Source organism: Suttonella sp. (assembly GCF_056855035.1).
In genome coordinates this window covers 1-12739 of record NZ_JBXGGR010000089.1, presented here as the reverse complement: position 1 = coordinate 12739, position 12739 = coordinate 1, and the positions used below count along the sequence as shown (strand labels likewise).

Sequence of the window (12739 nt, the reverse complement as noted above, 5' to 3'; positions counted from 1 at the left end):
GAGTTTGATACAATCGAAGAAGGTTTGAAGTGTTATTTTGGGGTTTGGTGAGTATAAATATCTAAACTACTAATTTATAGAGAAGTAAGTCGGATTCTTGAATCCGGAAAATTTATATTTTAAGTAATGTCGGATACAAGTCTCCGACCTAGCCAATTGAAAAATGATTAATTTTGCCATGAATTGACTATATTACGGACTTGGCGCGCCGCCTTGTACTAGTTTTCCACTTCTCCGTCTATATTCGGAAAAATGTAGTCAATAAAAGGATAATTGGCTGCCATGAGACCTTGCAAATAAGCATCAAAACTATCCGCCAACACCTTGATTTCTTCGTCATAGTAAAAATATGCGAATACTTGCCCGACACTCCCCTTCTCAGAGGGGGAAAAATCAATGAATAAATCCGCAGATTCGTATTGGCTAAAATCGGCGGCAAAGTATAAGCAATTTAATTCTTCTGCTTTATCAGTGACTTTATCATCAATATCGCGTCCCCAAGGCGGAACGAAGTCGCCGTTTATATATAATTTCAAATCATTCAGCATGCCGTTATTGAGCATTTCATCGCTGCTGTTTAAATAACAGGCATTATGAAAATATTCAAATTTATCATACGGATGCCACAAGGGATAGCCGAACAAATAGCCGTCGAGATGTTCGTCGTTTTTTGAGCCGTCGCAGAATCTCAGCAATTCAATTAAGGATGCCGGTATCAGCGGAAATGTATTCCGCAATTGCCGTATCCGACGCTCATCTGCGCCTTTGGCATGACGGATAAAATTCTGCCAATAATCTGCATAAGTACTGTTTATATAACGCTGCTCTATATGCGCCAAATAGCGTTGCACGATAGACATGGGCATTTCCTTAGAACAATAGCGAACCTAGCGCTGCCGCCATTGTTGCCGATGGCGGCAGTTTTTGGTTTAAACGTCCAGACAGTATCGGCTGCCGTTTGCAGCGGCGGCGATGTCTGCCGACCATTCGGGCAGATAGGCGATGCCTCTGCCTTGGCAGCATAGGGCGGCATGGCTGCTGCTGTTACCCTCGCGCAGGCAAACGGCTTTGACTTGCGCGGGCAGTTCCAGCACTTGTGAGACCAGCAGTTCTTCCAAGACCCAAATCGCATCTTCGCTGCTGTCCGCCGTATAGTGCGGACGGGCAATGCCCGACAAGGCGAATGCCATTTCCACGGCAATATCGACGATATCGGCGTCGCGCGCGCGCAGATAGGGGTCGCTGAGCGATTGGAAATCCGCCTGTGCGGCGGCGCAGCTGGATTGCCATGCCTGCGCCAGATGCGTGCCTTGCTCGAGTAGGTCTTGTGCCTGCATGACAAGGTCTTCCAGCAAAAAGGCGTGGGCGGCAAAGATTTCCGCCAGTTCGGTATTAAGGATTTGCTCGGCTTGGCTTTGTCGCGCCTGTAGAGCGGTTTTGCTGTGGGCGGCGGCTTGGGCAAGTTTGTCCTGCGCCGCTTTGCCTTCAAGGGCGGGAATTTCCGGCAGGGCAATGGCGGCTTTGCGCTCGATGATGCCGCAAATGCGGCGTTTATCTGCCGCGGGCGGCGGATTGGCGGGTGCGCTTGCGCTGCTCTCTATTTTGTCGCCGAAATGCTGTGCGGCAAGTTCGGCAAAGCAGGCGAGGGCGCCGGCGGCGTCTTTGCCGTCGGCGTGCAGGATGATGTCTTCACCGTGGCGCACTTGTAAGGCGGCGATTTCATTCAGGCTGCGGGCATCGGCAAAGCGTCCGTTTTTCTCCAAAATCAGTTTAGCATCAAAATCGCGCAGAGCGGCAACGATGCGTGCGGCAGGGCGGGCGTGCAAGCCCTGTGCCGGCTCGACGCGCACGCTGATACGCTGCGCCTGTTCGACGAGCGCGGTATTGTCGGCGGTGCTTTGTGTTGCTTCGGCGGCGGTGTATCCGAGTTCGCTTTCTTTGCTTTTGAGGGCGCCGGCGGCTTCGCGCAACACGCTGTCGCGGTCGGCACCGTTGGCGGCGGCAATGGCGGCGCTAATCGCGCCTTCGACTAAGGGCGCGGCGGCGATGCTCGTTTTGGCGGCAATTTCCGGTTCAAGCAAATCCAGCGCGGTTTGCGCGCTTAAGATGGCGCTGCCCAAGTCCACGAGAATGACGACGCCTTCGTCGCTCATCAGGCTTTCGACCGCAGTCATGATTTTGACGGCGTCCGTGCCGATGGGGTGCTCGGGGTCGTCCACGCCGGCGGCAAGCGCAAGCGGGCAATTCGGCGCCATTTCGCGGATTAAATCGCCCAAGCCTTCGGCGATTTTAGGGCTGTGCGAGACTAAGACAATGCCGATCATGCCTGCACCGCTTTGGCTAATGCCGCAATGATGATGGCAGTGGAAGCGGCGCCGGGGTCTTTGTGTCCGATGCTGCGTTCGTTGAGATAGCTGGCGCGTCCTTTTTTGGCGAGCAGGGGAATGGTGGCTTCGGCGGCGGCTTCGGCGCGTTGCTGCGCTTGTTTTAGGGCTTCTGTGAGGTCGCCCTCGGCAGGCAGTCCGCCTAAATAGTCGCTGACCGGCAGCCAGACGTCGCACATGGTTTTGTCGCCCGCTTCGGCACGTCCGCGGCTGATGATGCCTTGTGTGCCGGCTTGGAAGAGGGCGGCGAGATCGCCTAGGGCGAGGCTGTTTTTATCGCCGACGGCTTGCGCGGCTTTGATGAAGAAGGTGCCGTAGAGCGGACCGCTGGCGCCGCCGACGCTGGAGAGCAGGGTCATGCCTGTGGTTTTCAGGACGTCGGCAAGGCTGAGTTCGTCTGCGCTTGCCAGTTTTTCCGAAACTTTGCCGAAGCCGCGCGCCATGTTCAAGCCGTGATCCGCATCGCCGATTTCGCGGTCGAGATCGGTTAAGAAATCTTGGGCAGCGTGCAGGTCTTGGTCGCAATGGTTCAGCCAGTCGCGTAATACTTGAGCAGTAATCATGAGGTTCTCCATAGTGTGAAAAGTGAAAGTATAGATATTGTGCCGTTTAAAGCGCATATTCTCGGCATGATTTTTTACATCTTATTGTTTTTCATTGTTTATAAACGGCTAAAATGTTGCTGACAGACTTGAAAAACCTCTTGATAGGCCCGCGCGCCGTTCGTAATGACAGACACATACTCAATGCCTGCGCTGCCGAGCGCCAATTGTTTAATCTGATCGCGCTGCTCCGCATGATTGCCATAATGCCCTGAGCCGTGAATTTCAATTGCCATGACAGGATTAAATTGCGCATCCGTCAGCAGAAAATCCACGCGTTTGGACATAATATCTTTGTAAAGCCGATAGTCTTGGTGCCTGAGAATTTCGCCAAGCGATACCTGTGCAAAAACACGCAGTTTTCTCTCGGCTCCGGCATCTAAAATGGCTTTATAGGCTTGTTTTTCCGTTTCGTTTAATAAAGGCTGTTTCCGATAACCGCCGCCTTGTACGCGTTGTGCTTGCAAGGCATAGAAATCCTTCTTTCCTTTTAGGAATTTGGCAAGAAAACCCATACATAAAACAATAGCAATCAACAGCACCGCTATCGTTTTGATATTCATAAATGCGTCCATAGTACTTCTTCGGTGATAAAGAATGATTTCAAAGCATCAACTGGTACATGGCAAAATCGATTTGCAGGTTTTCCTCATCGGCTTGCAATTTTAATATTTCCCCCTGCGGCCGCCAGTCGCCCACAACAATGCGCTGCCGTCCCTTTTCAAGCGTATGCACATAGGGGCGGTGCGTATGTCCGTGAATCAAAATATCCGCCTGATAACGCTGCATCATTTCCTGCAAGGCGGCAGCGTTTACGTCCATAATCTCTGCGCTTTTTGCCGCGGTACGCTCACGGCTTTGGCGGCGCAAAAAGGCGGCAATCCGCCTCGCCAGTGCCCCCGGCACGCAAGCCGCAAAGCGGTAAAAATAACGATGACGCAGAATGCGGCGCATTTTCTGATAGGCGATGTCGTCCGTGCATAGCAAATCGCCGTGCATAAGCAAAAGTGTTTTTCCTGCGTATTCAAAACAATACACATCAGGCAATAAATTCATGCCCGAACGCGCGCAATATGCTGCCGCCAAAAGAAAATCACGGTTACCGCGTTGGAAAAAAACCGGACAGAGAAGACTCAAAGCGCGAATTTCCTCGGCAATGCGGCAAGCCAATTCATCTGCCAGCGCATCGCCCAGCCAAGCATCAAACAAATCGCCCAAAATAAACACCGCCTCGGGCTTTTCTGCCTTGAGGCGGTGCAGGCAGGCTTGAAAAGCCGCCGTGATGTCCGGTGTTTTTTCGCTCAAATGCACATCGGCAAGAAAAAACACCGCCATATTTACAGCACTTCTGCGCGTTCGATGATGATGTCCTCTGTCGGCACATCGCTGTGATAGCCCATGCGCCCTGTTTTCACGGTCGCAATCGCATCAACCACGTCCATGCCTGCCACAACTTTGCCGAACACCGCATAGCCCCAGCCTTGCAGAGATTTGCCGCTATGATTTAAAAAATCATTGTCTTTCAGATTGATAAAAAATTGCGCGCTGGCAGAATGCGGGTCTTGGGTACGCGCCATAGCAATCGTGCCGCGGTCGTTTTTCAGCCCGTTATCCGCCTCGTTTTCAATCGAAGGACGCGTAGCTTTCTCTTTCAATCCCGGCTCCATACCGCCGCCCTGAATCATAAAATTGGGAATCACGCGGTGGAAAATCACGCCGTTATAAAAACCTTCTTCTACATATTGTTGGAAGTTTTGCGCGGTTTTCGGCGCCTGCTCGAAATCAAGCTCGATATCGATAATGCCTTTGTTGGTATGAAAACGAATCATATGTGCTCCTTTAAAAAATTACGGTGTTTTGCTGCTGTCTGCGGCGCTTGCTTCTTCGACTTCCGCAGCGTCCAATTGTTCGATAATGCTGACCGATTCAATCACTATCGGCTTGGTCGGCACATCTTGTGCAAAAGGCCCTGCCGCCGCCGTGGCGGTATTGGCGATTTTATCCACGACTTCCATGCCTTCCACGACTTGTCCGAAGACGGTATAGCCGTAATTATCCGTACCGCCGGCATTCAAGAAATGATTATCCACTTGATTGATAAAGAATTGAGAAGTAGCGGAATGCGGATCTTGCGTACGCGCCATAGCAATCGTGCCGCGCAGGTTTTTCAAACCGTTCTGCGCTTCATTGGCAATCGGGCCGCGCGTGGGGCGTTTGGCATAATCGCTGTCGTAGCCGCCGCCTTGAATCATAAAACCTTTAATCACGCGATGAAAAATTGTGCCGGCATAATAGTCGTCTTTTACATATTGCAGAAAATTCGCCACCGTCTTCGGCGCTTCATTCTCATTTAATTCCAAAAGGATAGTCCCTTCTGTGGTGCGCATTTCCACCCAAGGCGCGGCATGTGCCGCCGCCGATAAAGCCAATGCCAATAAGCAAACCTTACGCATAATCGAACCTGTCTTTGTTAAAATGATCGCTTATACTATCAAAATCGCTTAAGAACAGGAATGAATATGCACGCTGCGCTGCGCTTATATAATAGTCTCACTCGAGAAAAAGAACTCTATCAACCGCTGGTTGCGGGCAAAACCGGCATGTATGTCTGCGGCATGACGGTGTATGACTACTGCCATATCGGACATGCGCGTGTGATGGTCGTCTTCGATACCCTCGCCCGCCATCTGCGTGCCAACGGTTACGATTTGCGCTATGTGCGCAATATCACCGATATTGACGACAAAATCATCGCGCGTGCGGCGGAAAACGGCGAAAGCATCAGGCAATTAACTGCCCGCTTTATTGCCGCCATGCATGAAGACGAAGCCGCGCTCGGTTGCCAACGTCCCGACCTTGAACCCAAAGCCACCGAGAGCATTGCCGCCATGCAGACATTAATCGCTATGCTGATTGAAAAAGGCTATGCCTATGCGGCGGATAACGGCGACGTGTATTACCGCGTCCGCCAATTTGCCGATTACGGCAAACTTGCCAACCGCAGCGTTGAAGATTTACGCGCCGGCGAACGCATCGCCATCAACGAAGCCAAAGAAGATCCGCTGGATTTCGTGCTGTGGAAAGCCGCCAAAGCCGGCGAACCCAGCTGGGACAGCCCTTGGGGAGCAGGCCGCCCCGGCTGGCATATCGAATGCAGCGCCATGAGCAGCCAAAGCCTCGGTGAACATTTCGACATTCACGGTGGCGGTATGGATTTGAAATTCCCGCACCACGAATGCGAAATCGCACAAAGCGAAGGCGCTTGCGGACACCGCCACGTCAACTATTGGATTCACAACGGCTTTGTGCAAATCGACAATGAAAAAATGAGCAAATCGCTGGGCAATTTCTTTACCGTGCGCGATGTATTAAAGCAGTACAAAGGCGAAGTCATCCGCTTTTTCATGCTGCAAACCCACTACCGCGCACCGCTCAACTATTCCGATGCCGGCTTGAACGAAGCCAAAAAAGCCCTGACGCGTCTATATTCCGCCTTAGAGGGAAAAACTTGCGAAGCGGAAATCGACGCGGAAAGCCTGAACGCCTTCTGCACCGCGATGGACGACGACCTCAACACCGCCAAAGCCCTTTCCGTCCTCTTTGAACTGGCGCGCCGCATCAACAGCGGCGAAAATACGCTTGCCGCCACCTTAAAACACTTAGGCGCAAGACTGGGCATTTTGCAAGAAGACGCCGTCGCCTTTTTAAAAGGCGAAGCCGGCAGCTGCACATTGGATGCCGCCGCCATCGAAGGATTGATTGCCGAGCGTGCCGCCGCCAAAGCCGCCAAAAACTATGCCCGTGCGGACGAAATCCGCCAGCAGCTTGCCGAACAGGGCGTGATACTCAAAGACAGCCCGACAGGCTGCGAATGGTCTTATCAATAAGAGAAGCCACTGATACAGCGGCTTTTTTCTTGTCAGGGAAAATCATTTAAAAATAAATTCCAAGATAAGTTTTACTTGCTTTAGATAATGCGAGCAAATATCATTAGCCCTCTTTTTTAGACCAATGAGAGGTTACTATGTTGCGTAAAAGCCTTGCCGCCGTCATCTTAGCGGCAGCCATTCCGAGCTTTGCCCTGCCTGTGCATACCGCGCGCGGTAACGTTGAAATTAGCGAAATGCCGAAAGTCATTGCCGCCTACGATCCCGGCGTTATCGACACCTTGACCGCCTTGGGTGTGAAAATCGATGCCATGCCCGATATGAAAGAAGACACCCTCAAAGGCGCCAAAACCGTCGGCACATTATTCGAGCCAGATTTGGAAGCGCTGGCGGCAGTCAAGCCGGATTTGATTTTTGTCGGCGTGCGCAGCGCTAAGAAATTTGACGACGTCAGCCGTGTCGCCCCAACCGTGGATTTAACCTTAGATAATAAAAACGCTTACGAACAAGCGATTGCACGGATGCAGAATTTGGGCGAATTGTTCGGCAAACAGGAAGAAGCCCAAGCCCTGACGGAAAAACTCCATGCCCTGCGTGATGAAACCAAAGCATTGGCGGAAGGTCAGGGCAAAGTCTTAGCGGTATTGGTCAACGGCCCGAAACTGTCCATTTACGGCAAAGATTCGCGCATCGGCTGGATTGAGCCGACTTTAGGCTTGGAGCTTTTAGATAAAGTCAAAACCACCGAAGGACACGGCAATCCGATTTCCTTTGAATACATCGCCGAAACCAATCCCAATTGGATTTTCGTGATTGACCGCGCGGCGGCAATCGGCGCGCAAGATCCTGAACCGGCGCAGAAAGTTTTAGACACGCCTTTAGTTAAGAATACCAATGCTGGCAAAAACGACCGCATCGTCTATTTAAATCCGCGCAATATCTATATTTCCGTCGGCGGCATCAGCGCATTAGAACAAAGCCTGACCGAAATTCGCGATGCCCTGAAAGCCAAAGGCGGCAAATAAGGCATTGCCCATCGATGCGTAAACTGATCACCGCACCGCGAGCCGCCATCGCTTCAGCGATTGTTGCTTTGGCGGTGCTGGTTTATCTGTCTGTGCACACAGGCGTAGTTCAAAACAGCCGCTTCGGCGACGAAGTCTTTTTCATCAGCCGCCTGCCGCGCACCCTTGCCGTGTTATTGAGCGGCGCGGGCTTGGCGGTGGGCGGTTTATTGATGCAAATGATTGTGCACAACCGCTTTGTCGAGCCCAACACCACCGGCACGAGCGAAGGCGCGGCAATCGGACTATTGATTAGCATGATTTTCTTTAATCAATGGCCTTTATTCGCGCGCATGGGCTTTGCCAGCCTCTGCGCCATGCTCAGCATGTTTGCCTTTATCCGCCTTGCCCGCGCCCTGCCTTTTAAAGACCCGCTGCTCCTGCCGCTGGTCGGTATGATTTACGCCGGCATTCTCGAAGCCAGCATGACTTTTTTTGCTTATCAATACGAACTCTTGCAAGTCCTGCAAGTCTGGACGAACGGCGATTTTTCCGCCGTCTTAAACGGACGCTATGAATGGCTGTGGGGCTGCGCCCTGCTCATTGCATTGCTCTATTTGCTTGCCGATCGGCTCAGCATCATCGGCATGGGCGAAAAAGCCAGCCATTCCCTCGGTTTGAATTACCGCCAATTAGTACTCATCGGCATCTTACTGGTTGCCATGATGACCGCTTTCATCGTCTCTACCGTCGGCATGATTGCCTTTTTAGGCTTGCTGGTGCCCAATATCGTGCGGCGTTTTTGCGGCGATCACCTGCGTCAAGCCCTGCCTTGGGTGGCATGGACGGGCGCGGCTTTATTATTGCTATGCGACTTGCTGGCGCGCACCGTCAATGCGCCCTATGAAATCCCCGTCAGCCTGATTTACGGCACCCTCGGCTCGGGCTTATTCCTGTTCCTACTCTTAAAGAGAGGCGCATAATGCCGGCATTACACCGTCGCCTATGGATTTGCGCTGCGACAGCCCTGCTGCTCGCCCTGCTGTTTTGGCTTTATCCTAAAAATCTCAGCCTCTTTGCCCTGCAAATCCGCGCGGAAAAACTCGCCGTAATTGCCCTGCTCTCGATTTGCGGCGGCGTATCCACCTTAGTTTTCCAAACCCTCAGCGGCAACCGCCTGCTCACGCCGCAACTCATGGGCATCGACGGCATTTACCGCCTCCTGCAAGCCTCGCTAATCCTGCTGGTCGGCGCACCGCTGTACACACAACTCTCGCCCTATGCCAAATTCGGACTCAGCGCTATCATCTCCATGCTCGTTTCCAGCTTTTTCTTCCTTTATCTGCTGGACAGATTGCGCGGCGACCTGTTCCGCCTCCTGCTCATCGGCGTGATTTTTTCCGGCTTCTGCCGCGCCATGAGCGGCTTTATCGGGCGCATGCTCGACCCGCTTGCCTACGCCGTCTATCAAAGCGCCAGTTTCGCCCAACTCAGCCAAGCCCGCGTCGAACTCATCGGCATTGCCGCCCTGCCTTGTTTGCTCAGCTGCGTCTTTCTCTGGAAAATGCGCCATGAATTGGACGTGCTGGCATTAGGTCGCGACAGCGCCATCAATCTCGGTTTGCCCTATTTGCGCTGCGTCATGTTCGCCATGCTGGCGCTCTCGCTCCTCGTTGCCATTGCCACCGCGCTCGTCGGCCCGATGCTCTTTTTCGGACTGCTTGCCAGCGCCCTAACTTACCGCCTCTTCCCCTGCGTGCAACACGGCATACTCATTCCTGCCGCCGCCCTCATCTCCTTCTGCATCTTACTCGGCGGACAACTGATTTTCGAACGTCTGCTCAATATGGCAGGCACACTCAGCATCGCCGTGGAATTTATCGGCGGACTGCTCTTCTTAGTCCTGATTCTGCGCAAGGCGAAACAAACATGATTGAAATCCGCAACGTCGATTACCACATCGACAAAAAACCCATTTTGCAGCCCATTTCCCTCGACCTGCCCGAGCGGCAACTCATCGCCCTCATCGGACCGAACGGCGCCGGCAAAAGCACCCTGCTCTCGCTTATTGCCCGCCTCAATACGCTGCAAAACGGCGACATCATCATCGACGGCAAAAACATCCGCCACACCGACACGCGCGAACTCGCCAAACACATCGCCATCTTCCAGCAACACACGCAAGTCATGAGCCGCCTGCGCGTACGCGAACTCCTCATCATGGCGCGCTTTCCCTACCATCGCGGCTGGCCCAAAGCCCAAGACCGCAACATCTGCGCGCGCATCCTGCAAGAATTCAGCCTTGAAAACATCGCCGACCGCTTTTTAGACACCCTCTCGGGCGGACAACGCCAACGCACCCTAGCCGCCATGGTCTTCGCCCAAGACACCCCCACCATCTTACTGGACGAACCGCTGAACAACCTCGATATGCGCCATGCCAGAGAACTCATGCTCATCCTGCGCCGCGCCGTTGACGAACAAGGCAAACGCGTCGTACTCGTCCTGCATGATGTGAACTACGCCGCCCGCTACGCCGATTACGTCGTCGCCATGGCGGAAGGACAAATCCGCCACCACGGCAGCACCGCCGAAGTCCTGACCGCAGAGCGGCTCTCGGCGCTCTACCAAATCCCCGTTGACACGCTTGAACACCAAGCGCAACGTCTTTGTCTTTACTACTGATAGGAAAACTTATGAACTTTCACAATGTAAACTACTTCGACTTCCTAAAAACCCATATCGACCACATCATCTTCGCCATTCTCGGCCTAATGAGCTTCATCATGCTGTGGAAAACCTTAGAACGCGCCATTTTCTACTGGCGCATGAACCTCGAAGACTATGCCGACGAACACCAACTCGACATCGCCCTTGAAAAAGGACTGACCCCCATCTACACCGTCGGTTCCAACGCCCCCTACGTCGGACTCCTCGGCACCGTCGTCGGCATCCTGCTCACTTTCTACGAAATCGGACAACAAGGCGGACAAATCGACATCGCCCAAATCATGGTCGGACTCGCCCTCGCCCTCAAAGCCACCGCACTCGGCATCTTAGTCGCCATCCCCGCCATCGTCTTTTACAACATCCTCACGCGCAAAGCCCAAGTCCGCCGCCTGCAATGGCTCTCCCTGCAGGCGCAGCAATCCTGATTGCCTAGGGAAAGACCATGAAAAAATTCGACCAAATCAACGTCATCCCCTTTATCGACATCATGCTGGTGCTGCTCGCCATCGTCCTGCTCACCGCCAGCTTCAGCAAAAACGGCAAAATCGACGTCAGCCTGCCGGCGGCGGCCAATGCTGAAGAAGTCGCCACCGAAAGCCTGCCGCATATCATCAGCGTTAGCGAAAATGGTCAATTTTATTTAGACGACAGCGAAAGCGATCTTGAAAACATTGAAAAAAGCATGGCGGACTGGCCAAAAGACCAGCCTATCCTGCTAAAAATCGACCGCAATGCATCATTTGATTTCTTTGTGCAGCTCAGCAGCCGGCTAAAAGAATACGACCTCAAAAATATTAGCGTACTGACCGAAAATCACTAATTATGCGTAACTTTCTAACTTTTTCTTTTGCTTTAACCTTACATTTTGGAGTTTTTTATTATTTTTTTATCAATACAAAACCCATTGTTGTCATTATCCCCTCGCCGCCCAGCCTCATAGATTGGGATCAAGTCGCGCAAATCCAATTTACCTCCGTCGATCCAGTCGCCGCCGCCCGCGAAAAAGCAGCAGCCGAAGCCGCCGCTGCGGTAGCGGCACAAGCTGCCGCCGAACAAGCCGCACGCGAACAGGCGGCAAGAGAAAAAGCCGCCGCAGAAGCCGCAGCGCAAGCCGCAAGGGAAAAAGCGGCGGCGGAAGAAGCTGCGCGCCAAAAAGCCGCTGCCGAAAAACAACGCCAAGAACAAATTGCGCGCGAAAAACGCATTGCCGAACAAAAAGAAAAAGAACGCCGCCAACGCCAAGCCGAAGCCAGAAAACGCGAACGCGCCGAACAAGCGGCTAAAGAGCAAGCCGCTGCAGAACGCCGCCGCATTGAAGCCGCACAACGCGCCGCAGCGCAAGCGGCTACCGAAGCCGCCTCACGCGCTCAAGCAGAAGCCAATGCAAGAGCCGCGGCTGCCGCAGCAGCCAAAGCCGCACAAGCAGGTAACGGCGACGGTGGCGGTAATCATGACGGCAAAAGCAGCGGCGGCGGACAAAGCATGGGCTCATGGCAAGGCGGACTGCAAGCCGCCATCGAACGCAAAAAACGCTATCCGCGCAACGCCCAAAGAGCCGGCAAAACCGGCACCGCCCGCGTCGCCTTTACCGTGCAAGCCAGCGGCGCCATCAACAACGTACGCATCAGCAGCAGCTCGGGCAACAGCGACCTTGACCAAGCCGCCGTACAAGCCGTGCAAGCCGTCGGCAGCTACAAAGCCCCGCCGAGCGGACAAGCCGTTGCCATCACCGTACCGATTAACTTCCATCTGCGCTAAAAAACGACCGCCAAACGGCGGTCGCACATCATTTACAGCCACAGAAGCGGAACAATCACACAAAAGACTTCCTGCGAAACCAAAATATTGTTAAACTCATACGATGAATTACGAAAATAGCAAAAGTCTTACAGATGTCAAATTTAAACGATTGGTAGGTGTGCAAAGAGAAACATTTGCAAAAATGTTACAAATTCTCCATTAGGCTTACGCTCAAACACATCAACGTGGTAGTCGTATCCCCAAATTGTCATTGGAAGACTTACTCATGGCAACTTTGCAATATTTACGAGAATACCGCACATATGAACAAATTGCTGCCGATTTTGGTATACATGAAAGCAATCTTATCCGCCGCAGCAAATGGGTGGAAG

The 12739-nt window shown here is 52.8% G+C and carries 15 protein-coding genes and 1 pseudogene; 9 read left to right on the top strand and 7 right to left on the bottom strand.

Going from position 1 to position 12739, the window contains the following annotated elements:
- Positions 1 to 218: 218 nt before the first annotated feature.
- From ACJHVI_RS07770 to ACJHVI_RS07740, 7 genes are all read right to left on the bottom strand, one after another.
- Complete coding sequence (locus tag ACJHVI_RS07770) at positions 219 to 860, bottom strand: SMI1/KNR4 family protein (protein ID WP_483184189.1); 642 nt, start codon at positions 858 to 860, stop codon at positions 219 to 221.
- Between the two features lie 69 nt (positions 861 to 929).
- Complete coding sequence (dhaM, locus tag ACJHVI_RS07765) at positions 930 to 2324, bottom strand: dihydroxyacetone kinase phosphoryl donor subunit DhaM (RefSeq protein WP_483184188.1); 1395 nt, start codon at positions 2322 to 2324, stop codon at positions 930 to 932.
- Positions 2321 to 2947 (bottom strand): dihydroxyacetone kinase subunit DhaL, encoded by a 627-nt coding sequence (dhaL, locus tag ACJHVI_RS07760; RefSeq protein WP_483184187.1) that lies wholly within the window; start codon positions 2945 to 2947, stop codon positions 2321 to 2323. The genes dhaM and dhaL overlap by 4 nt, the downstream gene beginning before the upstream one ends.
- 98 nt (positions 2948 to 3045) lie before the next feature.
- On the bottom strand, positions 3046 to 3561 hold the full coding sequence (locus ACJHVI_RS07755) for a DUF2726 domain-containing protein (RefSeq protein WP_483184186.1): 516 nt from the start codon (positions 3559 to 3561) through the stop codon (positions 3046 to 3048).
- A gap of 28 nt (positions 3562 to 3589) precedes the next feature.
- Positions 3590 to 4321 (bottom strand): UDP-2,3-diacylglucosamine diphosphatase, encoded by a 732-nt coding sequence (locus ACJHVI_RS07750; protein WP_483184185.1) that lies wholly within the window; start codon positions 4319 to 4321, stop codon positions 3590 to 3592.
- Positions 4322 to 4323: 2 nt separating this feature from the next.
- Positions 4324 to 4815 (bottom strand): peptidylprolyl isomerase, encoded by a 492-nt coding sequence (locus ACJHVI_RS07745; protein WP_483184184.1) that lies wholly within the window; start codon positions 4813 to 4815, stop codon positions 4324 to 4326.
- Between the two features lie 18 nt (positions 4816 to 4833).
- The gene (locus ACJHVI_RS07740) at positions 4834 to 5439 is read right to left on the bottom strand and encodes a peptidylprolyl isomerase (RefSeq protein WP_483184183.1); all 606 of its coding nucleotides are present in this window, start codon (positions 5437 to 5439) and stop codon (positions 4834 to 4836) included.
- A gap of 66 nt (positions 5440 to 5505) precedes the next feature.
- Here ACJHVI_RS07740 and cysS point away from each other — a divergent pair, with 66 nt between their 5' ends.
- The 9 genes and pseudogenes from cysS to ACJHVI_RS07695 all read left to right on the top strand — a co-directional run.
- The gene (gene cysS / locus ACJHVI_RS07735) at positions 5506 to 6873 is read left to right on the top strand and encodes a cysteine--tRNA ligase (RefSeq protein ID WP_483184182.1); all 1368 of its coding nucleotides are present in this window, start codon (positions 5506 to 5508) and stop codon (positions 6871 to 6873) included.
- Positions 6874 to 7010: 137 nt separating this feature from the next.
- Positions 7011 to 7898: a siderophore ABC transporter substrate-binding protein gene (locus ACJHVI_RS07730; RefSeq protein ID WP_483184181.1), complete on the top strand. Its 888-nt coding sequence runs from the start codon at positions 7011 to 7013 to the stop codon at positions 7896 to 7898.
- Positions 7899 to 7912: 14 nt separating this feature from the next.
- Positions 7913 to 8860: an ABC transporter permease gene (locus ACJHVI_RS07725; protein WP_483184180.1), complete on the top strand. Its 948-nt coding sequence runs from the start codon at positions 7913 to 7915 to the stop codon at positions 8858 to 8860.
- A complete protein-coding gene (locus ACJHVI_RS07720; RefSeq protein ID WP_483184179.1) occupies positions 8860 to 9810 on the top strand; it encodes an iron chelate uptake ABC transporter family permease subunit in 951 nt (316 codons plus the stop codon). Before ACJHVI_RS07725 ends, ACJHVI_RS07720 begins: the two co-directional genes overlap by 1 nt.
- The gene (locus ACJHVI_RS07715; RefSeq protein WP_483184178.1) at positions 9807 to 10562 is read left to right on the top strand and encodes an iron ABC transporter ATP-binding protein; all 756 of its coding nucleotides are present in this window, start codon (positions 9807 to 9809) and stop codon (positions 10560 to 10562) included. The genes ACJHVI_RS07720 and ACJHVI_RS07715 overlap by 4 nt, the downstream gene beginning before the upstream one ends.
- An 11-nt stretch (positions 10563 to 10573) precedes the next feature.
- The gene (gene exbB / locus ACJHVI_RS07710; RefSeq protein WP_483184177.1) at positions 10574 to 11032 is read left to right on the top strand and encodes a TonB-system energizer ExbB; all 459 of its coding nucleotides are present in this window, start codon (positions 10574 to 10576) and stop codon (positions 11030 to 11032) included.
- Between the two features lie 17 nt (positions 11033 to 11049).
- Positions 11050 to 11427 (top strand): TonB system transport protein ExbD, encoded by a 378-nt coding sequence (exbD, locus tag ACJHVI_RS07705; protein WP_483184176.1) that lies wholly within the window; start codon positions 11050 to 11052, stop codon positions 11425 to 11427.
- 2 nt (positions 11428 to 11429) lie between these two features.
- Positions 11430 to 12365: a cell envelope integrity protein TolA gene (tolA, locus tag ACJHVI_RS07700; protein ID WP_483184175.1), complete on the top strand. Its 936-nt coding sequence runs from the start codon at positions 11430 to 11432 to the stop codon at positions 12363 to 12365.
- 103 nt (positions 12366 to 12468) lie between these two features.
- A pseudogene (locus ACJHVI_RS07695) lies at positions 12469 to 12739 on the top strand (helix-turn-helix domain-containing protein); the annotation flags it as partial.